Origin of the sequence: Paenibacillus sp. FSL L8-0340 (assembly GCF_038593145.1) — a bacterium.
GTDB lineage: Bacteria > Bacillota > Bacilli > Paenibacillales > Paenibacillaceae > Paenibacillus_AQ.
In genome coordinates this window covers 3337237-3353057 of sequence record NZ_CP151967.1, presented here as the reverse complement: position 1 = coordinate 3353057, position 15821 = coordinate 3337237, and the positions used below count along the sequence as shown (strand labels likewise).

Here is a 15821-nt window from a genome sequence, read left to right as displayed (position 1 = left end):
TCAACAACACAAATGAGGAATTCAGCCCAAGGGGAGCGAAATGATAAACTTTTTTATGACCAATTCATAAAACTTGCTCCGAACCACGAACAAGCTGAAGTTATTACCTCTATCCGGAATGATGAACGAGGGCATAATCAAATGTTCCGACAAATGTACTGGGAATTAACAGGACATGAAATGACAGGAGTTAGCAGCGAAGTTCCTGAACATGTTAATTTGTATATTGCCGGGTTGCAAAAAGCCTTCCAAGGTGAATTGTCTGCTGTTGAAAAATATCGAAAGATATGGTTCGGCCTTCCATACGGCGTTTATAAGGATGCTTTGTATTGAATTAACCTCGATGAGCAGAAGCATGCAGCGAAGTATAATAATCTATTACTACTAAATTCAGTCGCAACTCCGTACTAATTTTGATAGCCGTTTGCCAATACCGATCCATTCCCCCTCCTGTTGTTGTGCCTTTTCTAGAGCAGCCAGCAGGCACTATAGTGACTGCGGCGGCGACAAACAGGGCATTGTGGGCTCCAACAACCCCTTAAAATAACTGTAGCTGTAACCACCGCCATTTGTGTATCTCTCTATAATCGTATTAATTAAAGTTAGGAGGGATATTTATGAACAAACCAGAATTTATCTTACTCGATTACAATATGGTCTTGCTATAGCCGGATTGTTTTTCATACCTTTTGACTCCAACTTTTGACCATCGATTATTCTATTTGGCTTATCTACACTTGTTAGCACTTCCTGTTTTTTGTTAAAGATAAAAAAGAATAAATTAATAGTTGTCCAGATATTTTTTTGTTTGTACGGCTTTGATTCTTATATTCTATCCAGCTCTTTTATCGTTGTTATATGTAAAGGCCCTGGATATAGGGCCTCGATTTTTGTTCTACTTGGGAAAATTGGGTCGTCCGAGTTACGTCCTGCAGAAGAATTTATTCCTCGCCATCAAAAAGTGGTGTGGACAAGTAGCGTTCTCCCGTATCCGGCAGGATAATAACAATGTTCTTCCCTTGATTCCCGGGGCGTTTAGCTATTTGCGATGCGGCATAAACAGCTGCTCCGGAGGAAATCCCTACAAGAAGGCCTTCTGTTCTGGCCAGACTGCGCGCCGTTTCGTATGCCTCCTCGTTCTTAACCTGAAAAATTTCGTCCACCACGTCTTGGTCAAAATTATCGGGCACAAAATTGGCTCCAATGCCCTGGATCTGATGCCCTTTTGGCTTACCACCAGAAAGGACCGGCGAATCTGCCGGCTCAACAGCAATTACTTGCACGCCCGGTTTTCTTGCTTTTAATACTGCTCCGACACCAGAAATGGTTCCCCCAGTACCTACCCCAGCCACAAAAATGTCCACTTCCCCGCCGGTATCCTTCCAAATTTCTTCTGCAGTTGTGTCGCGGTGAATTTGTGGATTGGCCGGATTGCTGAACTGCTGCGGAATGAAAGAATTCGGGATTGTTGCAGCCAGCTCTTCCGCCTTGGTAACCGCGCCTAACATCCCATCAGCCGCCGGGGTCAAAATAAGCTCAGCTCCAAGTGCCTTCAGCAGTTTGCGGCGTTCCACGCTGAACGATTCAGGCAGCACGATCATCAGCCTGTAACCAAGTGCAGCAGCCGCAAAAGCCAGACCAATCCCAGTGTTGCCGCTGGTAGGTTCAATTAATACCGAATCCTTTTGGATCAGCCCTCTGGTTTCAGCATCTTTGATCATTGCAAAGCCGATACGGTCCTTTACACTACCAGCGGGGTTAAAGTACTCCAGTTTCCCGATAAGCTTAGCTTCAACCCCATGGGAACTGCTGTAATTTGCCAGCTCCAGCAGGGGTGTATTGCCAATCAGATCGGTTAGATTCTTATAAATAGTTGTCACAACAATTCCTCCAATAAATTAATGATACAGCGAATTGTACAAGAATGGGCATCTCACATCCCCATCATACATCTCGGGATAACCGTAGCATATCTCTGCACTGTATGCCATTCTCATAGATCTCTTCAGGATAATGTTTTGTAAAAAAATCCATATCCACGGCTACTATTCTGAAGCCGCATTTCTGGTACAGCGCAAGCTGCCCTATACTTGAATTACCGGTGCCCACTTCCATCACACTGTACCCGTCCCGTCTGGCAGTCTGTATGGCGTGCATCACCATTTGTTTACCTATTCCTCTGCCCTGCTGCTCTTCAGCAACCGCAATATTTACCAGTTCAACCGTAACAGGTCTTGTCGGCAGCAGCACATACACTCCCACAACGTCCTCTTTGTTAACTGCGAGATAACAAACACCTCTTTTTACATAATCCTCCACTTTCGGCAGAGAAGGATCAGCTGACAGCAGCAGCTCCAGCGGCAGACTTTCACCGTTTTTTATTTTCCTGAAATCCATAATGATCTCCTTGTTTCGCCATTATCCTCAAATATAAATGTTTTGGTGCTTTATGTAAATCGGACTAGACCAGAAAAAAGCGCGTCCCCGGCAAAAAGCCCGGGAACACGCCGATGTGCTATCCAGCTTAGATGAAACAGGCACTCAAAATAATGACCAACAGGATATAAAGAACAAGAATTGCACCTGTTGATGTAAAAGGACTTACCGGACAATGTTGAACGCCACCAACATTACCACCGTATCCGCAATCTGCACCCATGAGATTACCTCCTTCATAATGATTACTACAAGGTAGAATATGTATTGACTGGCTTAACAGATTGGGCGAAACGGTCTAAATTTAGGCCATAACAAAAAATAATGTTGAGGCATAGCTTCATCCATATATGGTGTGGCTCCCACCGGTTCTTTTGATATGCACTTCAAACAAAATCTACATCTTGTCATGCCCAATATTACAGGCATGACAAGACACAGTAACCTTAAATTAATCGGAGACCAGAATGCCGTCAAAACTCTCCGGACCGACACGAATCGTGCCGAGCAGGTTGGAACTAACGAAAGCAGTGTACGTCAATTGAGGAGTAATCGGCGGGTTAAAGTCTGCAGCTGAAAACGTGATGACTTGTGGCGCCAAGACGCTAAGGCTAAACGTAGAGGTAGCAGAATATACAACCGGATCGGTACTAAGTGTTCCTCTCACTATTGTAATTGTAATACCAGCAAGCGCCAGCGGAAGCGTCAAAGAGATGGTTCCTTTTAACAATACTCGCGGATTCGTTGTTGCACCTTCGGTGACTAAGCCAATTTGTCCGAACAGCTGCGGAGTATTCAGCAACAAAATCGGAATCGCAATTGAGTTCGCTATGCTCGCATTCTGCGAGGTTCGAGCATCAAGATAAGTTCCCATGATGAGCACCCCCTTTCCTTTCTTGCATACCACATCATATTAAGAGAGCTTACCGATTGCTTGTACTTATCACCATTAGGTTCAATAATTAATAGTAAATCTTAAATAGATTCGGAAGAATCGTCAGGCAAAGATATTAATCTTTAGTTGTTCCATCTCTTTTGTTAAAAGCCAGTTCAAACAGGCCCGTGGCAGACAATCCTGCCAGTCCGCCTGCCCACAGACGCAGCACCAGATTCATATCTGTAAAAGGATAGGCAATGGCCCCGACTAATAATCCTATTGCCAGGCCAACCGCCGGTACAAGGTTGCGCGGAAGCTTCACGCTATTCTTCACAAGCTGAACAAGAGCCATTACAAACACGGCTAATACCGATGCGAAAGCAAGCACATTGTTAAGCGCATCGTTATACATGATGTTCATCCCTCCTTCAAGGATAACAGCAAACCCGCCGGATGCAGTACTGTTAGAACCCGGTAGAAATCCAAGCTGCCTCCGGTGGGCGTATCCAACAGCCCCGCCGTCACTGCAGCACTGAAAGCCGGCACTGCACATGCCGGTACATTCATCACCATCTGGCCTTCGATTAGGGAAAGGCGGTCAATCACACCTGTGATCGCCCGCCCCTGCTCCTGTACATCCGTCTTCAGCATATCTCTGCTGGCAGTAAGATCGGACAACAAAATCCGCAGCTCTTTCAGCTCTTTTTCCAGACTTGCAAGCTTTTGCTTATCTTCCGCCGACATCTCATCCTCCTCCTTAATTTCATCATATGCGTACAAGTTATAGGTATTCATTATCTGAAACAGCTTTGCCGCATACTTGGGATCAGTCGCATATCCCGCTGCCGCAATATGGCTGCGCTTCATATCTTCGGTTGCGTAGGGTATAATTCTGGAAATGAATCCGGTCTCCGTCCTCTCATCACTTCCTCTCCTTATATTAAATGCGCATTCTGCCAAATAGCTTGTGCTTATTCCTATGAATTCAGGATAGCTGTTTAGCTATATGAATAAAGGGGTAATGAATTATCAATTGTTGATCCTACACCATACATAGAGTAACCAGTTTAAAGATAAACGGCCCTGATTTTACCAAAACTTTACCTGAAATTGATAGAAAAGCTATTGTTAGTTACTAAAAATTGGGGTAGTATATAGTGAAAATTAACTATTAAGGAGGGTCTATTGGACTATGCCATCATATTATTTTAAAGAGTTGTGGACACCCCTTAGATGGTTTGGCATTAAATTATTTCATGATGATGAAGGGAGCCTTTGGATCAAGTGGTGGGCTTCCCCCCGAAAAAAATTGCGCTGAGGGTTTTACTTACAACTAAGAATCTCATTTGAATAGCAACACAAAAAAACCTTTCTTAGGATACAGCGGCAGGTTAACCGCTATATCTACACAGAAAGGTTTTTTGGGCGTACAGCGCCTATTAGCAAGCGGCTTCAAATGTAATCCGATTTTTGCCGCTGCGTTTAGAAATATATAAAGCCTCGTCTGCCAGCCGCAGAGTTTCGGCCGTGTCCAGACATTCTGGAGTCCATACGGCTGCTCCGACACTGCATCCGACCTGTATGGTATCGCCTCCAATGACGACCGGCAGATTGACTTTGCTGATGATGCGCGCTGCAACAACCTCCGATTCCTGCATGGGTTTGCTTGCAGAAGTATTCAGAATGATCACAAATTCATCTCCGCCCAGACGGGCAACGATTTCATTGTCACGGGTGCACTCCCGCAGCCGCACAGCCACCTGCTGGAGTAGAACATCTCCGGTAGCATGGCCGAAAGTATCATTCACTTTTTTGAATCCGTCCAGATCCATGTATAGAAAACTGAGGGTTGTCCGGTTCAATTTGGCCTTGTTCACCGCGTGAACCAAAAATTCGTTCAATCCGGCACGGTTCGGCAGCCCTGTTAGCACATCGTGCAGAGCCATATCCGACATATAGCTTAGCTTATTCTCTGTTTTGGTCAGATTGCTGACCAGATTCCGCAGTGAGGTTGACAAGATGGCCACATCCTTAAAGCGGGACAAGGCGGGGATTTCCACATTGGCACCCGAGCTGAGCAAATCTGCCGTTTTGGCAATTTGACTCAAGGGACGGGCAATCCACCCGGCAAGCAGCCAGCCCAGAATTCCGAAAATCACGGCAGCTGCCAATCCACTTAATATGATAAATCTTTCGAGCTGGTGTACCGTTGCGAAAGCAACATCTGTTGGCTGACGAACCAGAACTGACCAGCCCAAACCCGGATAATTCAAATAACCGTCCCCGTAAGCGTATCCGGTCAGATAAGCATCTTTTCCGCTGCCGCTGTCCACGATCCATGAATTCCCGCCGTTCCGGGCTTTCTGCAGCGTTTCATTCGACATTTTCTTTCCCGCCAGCCCAGAAGGCCCAAGCAGTATAGTATCATCCTTCTGGCTGACTACGAAGATTTCCACATCTTTCATCCGTTCTTTGAGCGGGTCTAGAATAGATTTCTCTACCTCACGCGACCACTCCCAGCTCAAATGTGCTGCCAGTACACCATTAAGCATTCCTAGCTTGTCGTAGACCGGGACACTCACGTCCACGAATTGCAAGACTTCTCCGGTTGGATTAGGCAAGAGCTTTGCCAATAACACGGCATCATGCACATCACCCGTGAACAAACCCTTCCGGCCTTCCTGAAATACGGGTCTTTGGCTGATATCCTTTCCAAGGAGAATGTTGTCCGTTGCGGATAGCACAGTTCCCTTCGGGTCAAGGTAACCGACCCAGGTGAACACCGGCAAACTGCTCTTCAATTGATTCAGCAATCCGCTGATTTCTTGAGTGTCCAGCGGCTTCTGGAAAGCGTTAAGCTTGCTCAGCACTTCCACTTCCCCGGAACGCGACCACATGAAATGATCCAGCTTCTCCGACATCTGATATGCCTCTGCAGCAAGCGATCCCCCGATACTTACCTCCACAGATTTCGTAGCTTGATTCCCGATTACATAAATAAGCAGTGCAGTCAGCAAGATAATAATTACCGCAAAGGCACTGGCAAAAAAAGTCCGCAGGTTAAACGTCATGCACATTCTCCCCATATCTTTCGCAGAATAGTGTCGTTAATTTTTTTATCGGATAAAGCCGCAGAAATTATAAATCTTCAATCTTAAAAGCAGCGTAGTAGACAGAGAAACAGCTCCGCCCTTATCTTACAGAGTGGAGCTGTTCGCGTATCCAATATCAGCCGACTTTAGCCCCCAGCGAGCGTGCCAGCAGCACCGCCTGCTCCACATCGAGCCTAACTCCCTTTAAGTCCAGGCTTTTCAGATCAATCCCTTCGAGTTTAGCATCCCTTAGATCCGCTCCCGCAAGCTTGCACTGGGCCAGCTGTACCCGGCTTAAATCTGCACCGCGCAGATCGCTTTTTTGCAAATTGCAGCCAAGCATGTCCGCCTCAGCAAACCGGATGCCGCGCAGGTCCTGCCTGCTGAGGTTAATATGCCGCAAATTGGTGTAAGACCAATCCCCGCTGATCAGCGTAATGCCGTCCATATATGCATTGGAGAAATCGGAGCCGACCATTTTGCAATCCTCGAATTTAGACACAAACAGATTTGCTCCCGAGAACTTGCAATTGGTGAACGCCGCTCCTTTATGGAGCGAGGCATTCAGCAAAGCGCCGGTAAAATCACAATCCACAAAACGGCAGCCGCTGGAAGTCATTTCTTCCATAGAAGCTCCCTTGAAAGAACACCTATCAAAGGTACAGCTGTTCAGTTCTCCATCACGCAATTCGGCGTAATCAAAATTATGCCCGGTAAAATTTTCATTGTCATATTGATACACGGGGTATCTGCTCCTCTCTCGTTTCAACAAATAAGTAAAACTTTTCTTTTTTAAAAATAGCACTTTAGGAGATTGTTCAAATGATACCATTTCGTTATAATAGCAAATAAACTAGCGGAGGTGAACAATGGACGACTCCAGCAGAAAAGAACCGTTCCGATATGTAATGAACCAGCCCATCGAATGCTGGCTTGAACTTCCTGCTGGTAACAACGGTCCCGGGGCAGGCAAGCTTACGGAGGGCGTACTGCTTGACCTTAGCCATTCAGGGTGCAAAATCCGGACTTCGCTGAATCTCCGCTTCACTGCAGGCGATACGAAGATAATTATCCACTTTCAGCTGGCAGAAGACAAACTTCAGTTCGTAGGAAGTGTACGCTGGGGCTGGATGTTCGGACTTGGCCAATATCAATATGGGGTAAGACTGGATTTGCAGGAGGATGAAGAAGAGCAACTCCTCCGGGAGCTGGAAAGCTGGACTAACACGCGCAGCGCCCAGCAAAATGGATAATACGGCACAACCGAATGTCCTCTTTCAAGGACGTCTTTTGGTGTGCAAACACGAAAAGCAGGGCTAATAGCCCTGCTTTTGTTCAGCCAAATGCAGCATGATAAGTTAGTATCCTCTGCCTCCCTCACAAATGGAGTGGCGCTTTAAGCCTCAACCCTTTTCTTCAGCAGCACATTCATCGCATAGATTAGAATAACTGCAATTACCGCTTCAAATAACATCGGCCAGTAATTAAGATGTGGATAGGAGAATGTAATCCCGCTGCGAACCGAGTCCATTTCAAGAATATCAAACTCGAACATGCTCTCCACACTCGCGAGGGAGCTTTTAAACAATAGCTGTTCAAGATAAGATAGCCCATTCTGGAATACCACCAATACAGCAATAATAATCCATATCTTGCCCTTGACCCGCAGACTATTGGCCAACGTGATGGCAAACATAATGGAGATCAGCGTTAAACCGGAGAACCAGATAAGCTGCAGCATGCAGTTTAGGAATACCGGCCAGAAATTTCCCGGGAGGAAATCCGCCGAATATACGAGAATATAGATCCCAAGATGCAGGGTTGCGATGATAACAACGGATAATAGCAGCGCCCAGAGAAGCAGCAGCGGTGACAAGATAGTATACAGGGAACTCACTGGCAGAAGCCGGCGGTGATAGGATTTCAAATTGCGGCCATAGGTAATCGCGCTAGTGAGCAGGAGGCTGATTCCCACTACGACATAGGTGGTCAGATTGATTGCTACCAATTGAACCCCCATGTTTCTGTTCCAATACCATGTGGCGGCATGCACCAGAACTGCGATTACAAAGTACGCAAGAATCCGGTCACGGCTCCGTCTAAAATCGTATTTTATCAGCTTCAGCATTCCGCATACACCTCTCTGAACAACTCGTCAATGCTTTTTCCCCGTTGCAGCCTTAACTCCTCCACATCACTTTGCAGGACGATTTCTCCTTTTTTTATAAAAATAACTTCGTCAAAGATCCGTTCGATGTCTGTGACCAGATGCGTCGAGAGCAAAATGCTGCTGTCTTCCTCGTAAAATTCCATCAGCGCATTGAGAATTTTCGTCCGCGCCACAGGGTCCACTCCGCCAATAGGTTCATCCAGCATGTATAAACTCGCCCGCCGCGAGAGGACCATGGTCAGCTGCAGCCGTTCGTTCATCCCTTTGGAGAGCGTCTGCACCTTATCCCGTTCACTAAGCTTCATAAACTCCAGCATACGTTTGGCTTTGACCGGGTCAAAATCCGGATAGAAGTCGCGCTGGAATTTTATTGCATCTCCCACACTCATCCAAGGATCTGTCAGGGGCCGGTCCGGCATAAACGAAACCAATGCTTTGCTCTGTTCCCCTACCGGAACACCGAGCACAGACATACTGCCTGAGGTTGGCTGTGCCAGCCCGGCAATCAGCTTCATGAGTGTGCTTTTCCCGCTGCCGTTGCTGCCGAGCAGTCCGGTGATTCTTCCTGCACCGAGTTCAAAAGAAACCCCGCGCAGCGCCTGTTTCGAGCCGTATTTTTTAGTAACCTGATGTACTTGAAGTATACTGTCCACCCTGGCAATCCCCCTATTTACTATTCCTTTGCGCAATATTCTCCGCCACGACCGTCAAGATCTCTTCCCCCTGGAAACCCAGCTCCTCCATGCCGCGGATAAAACGGTCCAAGACGTCCTGGGCCATCTCTTTTTTTATGGTCATAATGGTCTCTTCCCTCCCCGTAACATATCTGCCCATTCCCCGCCGTGTTTCCACAATCTCTTCACGCTCCAATTCTTGAAAGGTTCTTTGCACCGTGTTTGGATTTATCTGCAATTCTGCGGCCAGTTCCCGCACCGAGGGGATTTTATCGCCGGGTTTCAGCTTGCCTGTGATAATCTCGCCTTTGATATAATTCATAATCTGAATATATATGGGCTGGTTGTTGTCAAATTCAATGGTCATCAAGCAACGTCCCTTCGTCTGAACACCACAAACCCCGCCAGCAGGAACGCAATTAGATAGACCGCCAGCATAACAATGGAAAAGCCAAGAGTCATTCCCGGCAACGGCGCTGCGTTGTTGTGGTAGACACTAAGATTTATATTCGGAAACAGAAAGTATTTGTAAAAATCACGGTAAATTACTACTTTATCCAAGGTCAGTGCAAACATCGTAATCCCGATGGTCACTCCCGTGGAGGTCGTCAGCACCCCGATCATAAACGCCAGCGTTACATATACGACCGTGTACACGCAGCCGTACAGCAGCGAAAGTAGTATATCTCTTATTCCCGACTCTCCCCCGCCAACGTCAAACCAAATGACACCCGAGAGATAGACAGCCACGGCGGCAACTGCAGTCAGACTCAGCGCGAACAGCAGCACCGTTACATACTTGGAGGCTAGAATAGCCATACGGCTGCGTGCGCGGATAAGCAGAAACTTGATCGTTCCTTGACTATACTCCTTGGATACAATCCCTGCTGTTCCAATGATGGCAAGTATTGCGACGACCTGGCCTATTCCGGTTGGCTGCAGCATCACCGCCGTAAACTCGGAAGCAGAGGCGAATGAAGCTTCGGAAAAAGCTTTGATCATGTAGCCTAACAGAAGCGGCAGCAGAATGAGCAGTACATGCGGCACGAAAAAAGAACGTTTCTTCGACAGCTTCAGCCACTCATTCAGCACCAGATAATTAAATTTACGCAATGCGGTTGCCCCCCGTCCATTTCAAGAAATCTTCCTCAAGGCTTTGTTTGTTCTCCGTAATCCGGTACACGCCAACATTGGCTCTTCCCAATGCCTCAACAAGCTCAGGCACCCTGATGTCCTGCAGCCGTATGTTTAGTTCAGAACGGGCCTCATCCACGCTGCCCAGCCCCACTCCCTGCATCTCTTGTATAACTCGTTGTGCGGCTTCCATCCCGCCTACCCGAACAGTGAGTGACACTTCTCCTTCCGTCTCATCCCTTGCACCCAGCCTGGTTACTGTCACCAGTTTCCCGTTCTGAATGACAACGGCCCGTTGGCAGATTTGTTCAATCTCCGCCAGCATGTGGCTGGAAATGAGAATGGATATCCCTTCAACTTCAGCGATTGTCCGCATATAATCACGCATTTCGCGTATTCCCGCAGGGTCCAGACCATTCGTCGGCTCATCCAGAATCAGCAGCTTCGGCGAATGGAGCAGTGCCTGGGCAATACCTAGCCGCTGCCGCATCCCAAGCGAATAGGCTTTTACCCTCTTGCTCATCGCTTCCTGCAGTCCAACCAACTGCACAACCTCTTCAATCCGCGATTCCGGAACATCATCACTCATCCGTACATACTGCTTCAAATTATCCAGCCCGGTCATATGCGGGTAAAACTCAGGGTTCTCAATAATCGCTCCGATATGGGCTATTGCCCGGTTGAAATCATTACGGATGCTATGTCCTTGAACCAGCACATCCCCTTCGCTCATCTTGATCAAGCCGGTCATCATGCGGATCGTCGTTGTCTTTCCGGCACCGTTAGGTCCGAGCAGCCCGACAATTTCTCCTTTGCGGATGTCAAAAGACAGCTGATCTACTATCGCCTTTCCCTTGATAACCTTACTCACCTGATTCATCTGCAGCACAATGGAATCTTTCCCTTGTGTTGTAAGTCCCTGTGTATTCATTGACTGTTTCATAGCAACCTCCCTGAAAAAGTGAAAATATTGGAGAAAGAAATACTGTATCGGTGTGTTAGTTACATAGTACACTAGTATCACTGTGATGTAAAGCCATTTTTTAGGAATTGGGTTCCATTAAAAGGCGGCCCTATAGCCCCTCGTCCAAGACTTCCTCTCAAGCAAACATAGAATAGTAGTGGAATGAGCTTCAACACACGCTGATTTCACAGAGCTTAAACCCATGCTTCCGAAATCAGTTTTGTACGCTGAAGATTCTGGAAGCAATGCTCACAAAACTTTTAGGAGGAATGAAAATGAAACGAGAGGTTCATATTTCGCAGACTTACCCGCGGCTCACTGTATACTCGGAGGAGAACTACAGAGGACGGAGCAGAATTTATACCGGCAATCTCGGGATCCGTAATACAGACAACATTCTCGACGGGATCGAAAGCCTGCGCTTCTTCTCCACCAGCAGCAATGCTACGCTTGTATTGTTCAGCAGAACCCGCTTCAGAGGCATTTTCCGTGTACTGCGTGGAAATCACAGTATCCGTGATCTGGATGATTACATCAACGGCAACGACGTGGAATCAATCATCTCCACCAATCAAAGGCTGACGTTAGCGCAAATCCGCAATATCCGCGACAGCGGAGAGCTGCCTTCCGGATATCGTCTGATCTAGAGTTTATGGGCTGCCGTTATATCAAAAAGAGGGTACACCCCGGCCTAAGGTGTACCCTCTTTTACATGAATCAGCTATTCCCCTTCAACTAACTGCAGCAGCTCTTCAACCACCCGCTGAGGCTGATAGCTGTGAATATAATGGGAGCTGTCAGGCACGATGATTTGTTTGCCCTTAACGGACCATGCAGGAAGAACAGCTTGGCTGTCCATCCAGGCGGCATCATCGTCAAGCTTGCCGAAATAGTCTGCAGTTAAGACAGTGACGGGAACCGGAAGCGGTTTGCTGCCAGCCAGCACAACGCGGGCATTCTCTTGACTCTGGCGAATTTCATCGGTCATATTCCGGTTGCCCGCCAGCAGCAGTACCGCCTTGCGGTTTATTTCCTTTAGCTTCCCGGGCAGCAGCTTATCCCCATTGCTGTCACTCGCTACCCATTCTGCGAATCCATTCACATGATATAATGCCCGTAATATACCGGTCGCCCGAAGCCCCTTGTATATTCCGGACACAAGTTTAAGCTCCGGACTAGACTCATAGTATTCAGGACTTCCCCCGTCAATCAGCAGAATCCCCTTCACTTCTTCAGGGTACCGCTGGGCATAACGGATGGTTTCCAGCGCGCCTAGCGAATGGCCAACAAAAAGATAAGGCGGCTTCTGACCGGAAACTTGCAGCAGCTCGTGAACTTCGTCGGTGATGGAGTCAATATCCCGCTTTCTGCCGGTTAAGTCACTATATCCGTAACCAAAGCGGTCATAGACCGCAATTTTCGCATGCTGCCTCAGCCCCTCGTACAATGGAGAAAAATCGGCGTAAGGATTTGCTGTTCCCCACCCGGCTGCAAACACCACAGTCGTTGATCCCGCACCCTCAGTATATAGGTGCATTTTACCTCCTTTTACCTGATATAGACCTCCGGCGGGTGAATAATTCTTCCTGTCCTGTGTGGAACCATACCATTGATATGCGGCTCCTAACCCGGCCAATACAATCAGTGCAACCAGCAGGCAGAGTGTAATTTTCACACCTCTTCTTTTTAACATACACTCCTCCAATTCCATGTTAGAAGCTGCTCTTCTCCTCGACAACGATATATTCAGACGTTTCTCACTCCTAAGCCTTGAGCGATATTCGTAATTTTTTGATGGCATCCCACAAATCAAAGGTCCAACAATACACTAATTCAAAGGGGATACCGGTTTTTCTATTATTTCAGTTTTCTGAATTGGCTTGTTACAACCTCGGCCCAAGGGGCTTTTCATGTTAACGGTTATATGACCAGCCTGATTCTGGCCCACGAGTCCAAAGTAACTGCCTTACGTTACCTTCCGTCTTCCAGAAAAATCGTCAACCTCCGTACAGCGGAAAGCTGGCAGTAATTCTATATGGAGTTGAAGCTCGACGATTAAGATAATGCGCTTAACCGGGGGTGCTGGCTGTGGAGCGCAGACCCATGATCCATACCGGGAGACAGCTGCATCAAGCTCCGCCTTGCTCTTCCAGCAGAATTTCTTGAATTTGTACAGCTCCAACTGACAGCTGGGTTACCTCTGCGGATAACTGTTTCACTTGTTCATGAAGCACATGTGCTTCATCCGTGCCCTCCAGATAGCGGGTGACAAAGTGCAGGAACACATCAACTTTCCTAAGCAGCATCAGCACGGGAACGGCCTTGATTTCGGCTTCGGTAAGAAGGACCCTTGTGCTGAACCCCCGGCAAAAATCCCGGACCGCTGCTCTTTCCTCCGCATGACCCAATAGCCCCGACAGAATTACCGCAGGCTCCATCGCCCTCACATCAAAGGTGCAAAATTCAAAATCAAGCAGCGCAGCTACTTGCCGGTGATCGCTTGTCTCCACCAGCAGATTGGAAGCATTCAAATCTCCGTGCACCAGCTGATGCGGCAACCCCTTAAGTTCAGCCAGCGAACCCGCGATATTTTCATAAGCGCTGTAAAGGATCTCCAATCCCTTGGCAAGTTCAGTAAAGGGAACTGGCGGTTGCAGACACAGCTCACGGATTACTTCTCCGGTACATAGCGGATAAGCCTGCCGCAGCTCATAATAAGGCCGGTAGACCGGAGCAAGTCCGGGACTTATCTCTGCCAGCACTACAGACAATGTACCTGCCGCCTCCCCGAAGGATTCGTAATAGCCAAACTCCTGCTCAGTGGGCGAATCTCCGTCTATGTATTCGAACAAGCAGCTAAATTTACCAGCCCCGTCCTCCAGCTGAACCAAAGTTTCTCCGGCCGGTGTCCCGATAGGAACAGGCACTTTGAAGGGTAAAGACAACATCCCCAGCTTTTGCAGTACGGCATGCTCGAATTCGATTTTCTCTCTATCTTTATGTGTATCATAGATTCGCAGCACGGCGCGGCGTGTGCTATTTTCTACAAAATAGGTTGTATTATTCCAACCCCCGCTCCGCTTCCTCAACGTTCCACTCCACTCCGGCCAAACTTGGCTTACAATAGTATCCGTAGGCTTATGCCCCTCTCTTAATTGTTTTGTAACGAATCTCCCGTGAGCGGGTCTTATATGTAAGGTGGTGAACATGTGACCGATGTAGAACAAATCTACGAGCAATATTTTCAGGACGTATACTTGTTTGCGCTATCCTTAAGCAGAAGTAAGCAGATTGCTGAGGAGATTACGCAAGAAACGTTTGTAAAAGCAGTGAAAAATATTAACCAGTTCAAAGGCAATTGTAAAATTAGTGTCTGGCTGTGTCAAATCGCCAAAAACACCTATTTCACTTATATGGACAAACAAAAGCGCTACGAACCGGGCGATCCGCAGGAAAAAATACACAAGAACAGTTTCACGATTGAACAAAAGCTGATCGACAAGACCGAAGCCCTGCGAATCCACAAGCTACTGCACAGTCTGAAAGAACCTTATAAGGAAGTCTTTACACTGAGGGTGTTTGGAGAGTTATCCTTTGACCATATCAGTCAGGTTTTTGGCAGAACGGAAAGCTGGGCCAGGGTTACATTTCACCGCGCTAGAAACATCATACAAGACTTATTAATGGAGGAAAATTGATGAACAAACTGTCCTGCGGAGTCGTCGGGGATTTGCTGCCGCTCTACTATGATGAGGTGTGCAGCGCAGATACCAGGGAATCGATTGAGGCTCACTTAGCTACCTGCGAGCAATGTACAACCGCGTTGCACAAGCTGCAAGAGAGTAGCCATCTGCCGTTTGAGGTCATAGTGAAGAACAAACAGGAAAGCACCGGTCTGGTCAGCTTCAAAGGCTACTGGCACCGCTCCAAAGCTGCGGCATTTCTCAAAGGTCTGCTTCTGGCCACAGCCCTGTGCGGTGTTATCATTCTAGGGTATGTTGGCTTATTCCGCTGGAATATTGCCGAAGTCCCCTCCAGTGTCATCGAGATCACTGATGTTAGCCGGCTCAAAGACGGAAAAATCGCTTATCATGTGAGAATGACCGATGGCTACCTGGTAAATCAGGTTATGGGTTTTTTGGAGGGGGACGGAATCTACTATATAACTCCAATGCGGCCTGTCATCAAAACCAAAAAGTCTGCTGCGATTGGGCTTGGCAACGGGTACGACTTTGTAAATTTCGAACAATTAAACGCTAACCGTACAGACCCTTCCACTCAGATTCAAGCCATCTATTATGGACCCAAGGATGACAACCCCATATTGATCTGGAAGCAAGGAATGCAGCTACCGCCAGCAAGCGATACCGTTGAAGCGCAGTTTATGGAGCGGGATTAGTATATTTGGAGCATATCTTGAGCACCCTCTGATTTTTTCCGCTATAATAAATTTCATATTGATATATGCAAAGGA

The 15821-nt window shown here is 47.4% G+C and carries 20 protein-coding genes; 5 read left to right on the top strand and 15 right to left on the bottom strand.

Translation table 11 applies throughout. From position 1 onward, the window contains the following. Positions 1 to 12 precede the first annotated feature (12 nt). Positions 13 to 333: a ferritin-like domain-containing protein gene (locus tag NST07_RS15065; RefSeq protein ID WP_342481823.1), complete on the top strand. Its 321-nt coding sequence runs from the start codon at positions 13 to 15 to the stop codon at positions 331 to 333. Positions 334 to 941: 608 nt separating this feature from the next. On the opposite strand, the gene cysK is transcribed toward NST07_RS15065, so the two are convergent. From cysK to NST07_RS15025, 8 genes are all read right to left on the bottom strand, one after another. Continuing rightward, positions 942 to 1880 carry a cysteine synthase A gene (gene cysK, locus NST07_RS15060; RefSeq protein ID WP_341092772.1) on the bottom strand — a complete coding sequence of 313 codons (939 nt, stop codon included), beginning with the start codon at positions 1878 to 1880 and terminating at the stop codon, positions 942 to 944. 64 nt (positions 1881 to 1944) lie between these two features. Continuing rightward, positions 1945 to 2397, bottom strand: a complete 453-nt coding sequence (locus tag NST07_RS15055) for a GNAT family N-acetyltransferase (protein WP_341092771.1) — start codon at positions 2395 to 2397, stop codon at positions 1945 to 1947. A gap of 127 nt (positions 2398 to 2524) precedes the next feature. After that, positions 2525 to 2659 carry a YjcZ family sporulation protein gene (locus tag NST07_RS15050; protein ID WP_341092770.1) on the bottom strand — a complete coding sequence of 45 codons (135 nt, stop codon included), beginning with the start codon at positions 2657 to 2659 and terminating at the stop codon, positions 2525 to 2527. 228 nt (positions 2660 to 2887) lie between these two features. Next, positions 2888 to 3310 carry a hypothetical protein gene (locus NST07_RS15045; RefSeq protein WP_341092769.1) on the bottom strand — a complete coding sequence of 141 codons (423 nt, stop codon included), beginning with the start codon at positions 3308 to 3310 and terminating at the stop codon, positions 2888 to 2890. 136 nt (positions 3311 to 3446) lie between these two features. After that, entirely contained in the window at positions 3447 to 3725 is a 279-nt protein-coding gene (locus tag NST07_RS15040) for a holin (protein ID WP_341097655.1), read from the bottom strand. Between the two features lie 5 nt (positions 3726 to 3730). Beyond that, positions 3731 to 4108: a hypothetical protein gene (locus NST07_RS15035; protein ID WP_342481822.1), complete on the bottom strand. Its 378-nt coding sequence runs from the start codon at positions 4106 to 4108 to the stop codon at positions 3731 to 3733. 644 nt (positions 4109 to 4752) lie between these two features. Then, complete coding sequence (locus NST07_RS15030) at positions 4753 to 6384, bottom strand: sensor domain-containing diguanylate cyclase (RefSeq protein ID WP_342481821.1); 1632 nt, start codon at positions 6382 to 6384, stop codon at positions 4753 to 4755. Between the two features lie 157 nt (positions 6385 to 6541). Then, the gene (locus NST07_RS15025; protein WP_341092764.1) at positions 6542 to 7147 is read right to left on the bottom strand and encodes a pentapeptide repeat-containing protein; all 606 of its coding nucleotides are present in this window, start codon (positions 7145 to 7147) and stop codon (positions 6542 to 6544) included. Positions 7148 to 7274: 127 nt separating this feature from the next. On the opposite strand from NST07_RS15025, the gene NST07_RS15020 reads away from it, so the two are divergent. Beyond that, complete coding sequence (locus NST07_RS15020; protein WP_341092762.1) at positions 7275 to 7658, top strand: PilZ domain-containing protein; 384 nt, start codon at positions 7275 to 7277, stop codon at positions 7656 to 7658. 143 nt (positions 7659 to 7801) lie between these two features. On the opposite strand, the gene NST07_RS15015 is transcribed toward NST07_RS15020, so the two are convergent. From NST07_RS15015 to NST07_RS14995, 5 genes are read right to left on the bottom strand one after another with little or no spacing between them, the layout of a single operon-like run. Then, positions 7802 to 8533: a hypothetical protein gene (locus tag NST07_RS15015; protein ID WP_341378424.1), complete on the bottom strand. Its 732-nt coding sequence runs from the start codon at positions 8531 to 8533 to the stop codon at positions 7802 to 7804. Next, positions 8527 to 9228, bottom strand: coding sequence for an ABC transporter ATP-binding protein (locus tag NST07_RS15010; protein WP_342481820.1), 702 nt, complete (start codon positions 9226 to 9228; stop codon positions 8527 to 8529). Before NST07_RS15010 ends, NST07_RS15015 begins: the two co-directional genes overlap by 7 nt. 13 nt (positions 9229 to 9241) lie before the next feature. Beyond that, entirely contained in the window at positions 9242 to 9616 is a 375-nt protein-coding gene (locus NST07_RS15005) for a GntR family transcriptional regulator (protein ID WP_341092758.1), read from the bottom strand. Then, a complete protein-coding gene (locus NST07_RS15000; RefSeq protein ID WP_341092756.1) occupies positions 9616 to 10362 on the bottom strand; it encodes an ABC transporter permease in 747 nt (248 codons plus the stop codon). Before NST07_RS15000 ends, NST07_RS15005 begins: the two co-directional genes overlap by 1 nt. Then, a complete protein-coding gene (locus tag NST07_RS14995) occupies positions 10355 to 11326 on the bottom strand; it encodes an ABC transporter ATP-binding protein (protein WP_342481819.1) in 972 nt (323 codons plus the stop codon). The genes NST07_RS15000 and NST07_RS14995 overlap by 8 nt, the downstream gene beginning before the upstream one ends. 296 nt (positions 11327 to 11622) lie before the next feature. Between NST07_RS14995 and NST07_RS14990 the strand changes: the two genes are divergently transcribed. Beyond that, a complete protein-coding gene (locus NST07_RS14990) occupies positions 11623 to 11994 on the top strand; it encodes a hypothetical protein (protein WP_341092752.1) in 372 nt (123 codons plus the stop codon). A 74-nt stretch (positions 11995 to 12068) separates the two neighbouring features. On the opposite strand, the gene NST07_RS14985 is transcribed toward NST07_RS14990, so the two are convergent. Further along, a complete protein-coding gene (locus tag NST07_RS14985) occupies positions 12069 to 13040 on the bottom strand; it encodes an alpha/beta hydrolase (protein WP_341092751.1) in 972 nt (323 codons plus the stop codon). Between the two features lie 436 nt (positions 13041 to 13476). Then, positions 13477 to 14436 (bottom strand): phosphotransferase, encoded by a 960-nt coding sequence (locus NST07_RS14980; RefSeq protein WP_341378421.1) that lies wholly within the window; start codon positions 14434 to 14436, stop codon positions 13477 to 13479. A 120-nt stretch (positions 14437 to 14556) separates the two neighbouring features. On the opposite strand from NST07_RS14980, the gene NST07_RS14975 reads away from it, so the two are divergent. Then, complete coding sequence (locus tag NST07_RS14975) at positions 14557 to 15045, top strand: RNA polymerase sigma factor (protein WP_341092748.1); 489 nt, start codon at positions 14557 to 14559, stop codon at positions 15043 to 15045. Beyond that, entirely contained in the window at positions 15045 to 15746 is a 702-nt protein-coding gene (locus NST07_RS14970) for a zf-HC2 domain-containing protein (protein WP_341092746.1), read from the top strand. The genes NST07_RS14975 and NST07_RS14970 overlap by 1 nt, the downstream gene beginning before the upstream one ends. Positions 15747 to 15821: the final 75 nt, after the last annotated feature.

What these genes read in the sequence shown, in the direction of transcription:
- NST07_RS15030 (WP_342481821.1), bottom strand. Translation starts at nt 6,384, where the DNA reads ATGACGTTTAACCTGCGGACTTTTTTTGCCAGTGCCTTTGCGGTAATT.
- NST07_RS15020 (WP_341092762.1), top strand. Translation starts at nt 7,275, where the DNA reads ATGGACGACTCCAGCAGAAAAGAACCGTTCCGATATGTAATGAACCAG.
- NST07_RS15065 (WP_342481823.1), top strand. Translation starts at nt 13, where the DNA reads ATGAGGAATTCAGCCCAAGGGGAGCGAAATGATAAACTTTTTTATGAC.
- NST07_RS15055 (WP_341092771.1), bottom strand. Translation starts at nt 2,397, where the DNA reads ATGGATTTCAGGAAAATAAAAAACGGTGAAAGTCTGCCGCTGGAGCTG.
- NST07_RS15045 (WP_341092769.1), bottom strand. Translation starts at nt 3,310, where the DNA reads ATGGGAACTTATCTTGATGCTCGAACCTCGCAGAATGCGAGCATAGCG.
- NST07_RS15035 (WP_342481822.1), bottom strand. Translation starts at nt 4,108, where the DNA reads ATGAATACCTATAACTTGTACGCATATGATGAAATTAAGGAGGAGGAT.
- NST07_RS15005 (WP_341092758.1), bottom strand. Translation starts at nt 9,616, where the DNA reads ATGACCATTGAATTTGACAACAACCAGCCCATATATATTCAGATTATG.
- NST07_RS14985 (WP_341092751.1), bottom strand. Translation starts at nt 13,040, where the DNA reads ATGTTAAAAAGAAGAGGTGTGAAAATTACACTCTGCCTGCTGGTTGCA.
- NST07_RS15050 (WP_341092770.1), bottom strand. Translation starts at nt 2,659, where the DNA reads ATGGGTGCAGATTGCGGATACGGTGGTAATGTTGGTGGCGTTCAACAT.
- NST07_RS15015 (WP_341378424.1), bottom strand. Translation starts at nt 8,533, where the DNA reads ATGCTGAAGCTGATAAAATACGATTTTAGACGGAGCCGTGACCGGATT.
- NST07_RS14990 (WP_341092752.1), top strand. Translation starts at nt 11,623, where the DNA reads ATGAAACGAGAGGTTCATATTTCGCAGACTTACCCGCGGCTCACTGTA.
- NST07_RS14970 (WP_341092746.1), top strand. Translation starts at nt 15,045, where the DNA reads ATGAACAAACTGTCCTGCGGAGTCGTCGGGGATTTGCTGCCGCTCTAC.
- NST07_RS15040 (WP_341097655.1), bottom strand. Translation starts at nt 3,725, where the DNA reads ATGTATAACGATGCGCTTAACAATGTGCTTGCTTTCGCATCGGTATTA.
- NST07_RS14995 (WP_342481819.1), bottom strand. Translation starts at nt 11,326, where the DNA reads ATGAAACAGTCAATGAATACACAGGGACTTACAACACAAGGGAAAGAT.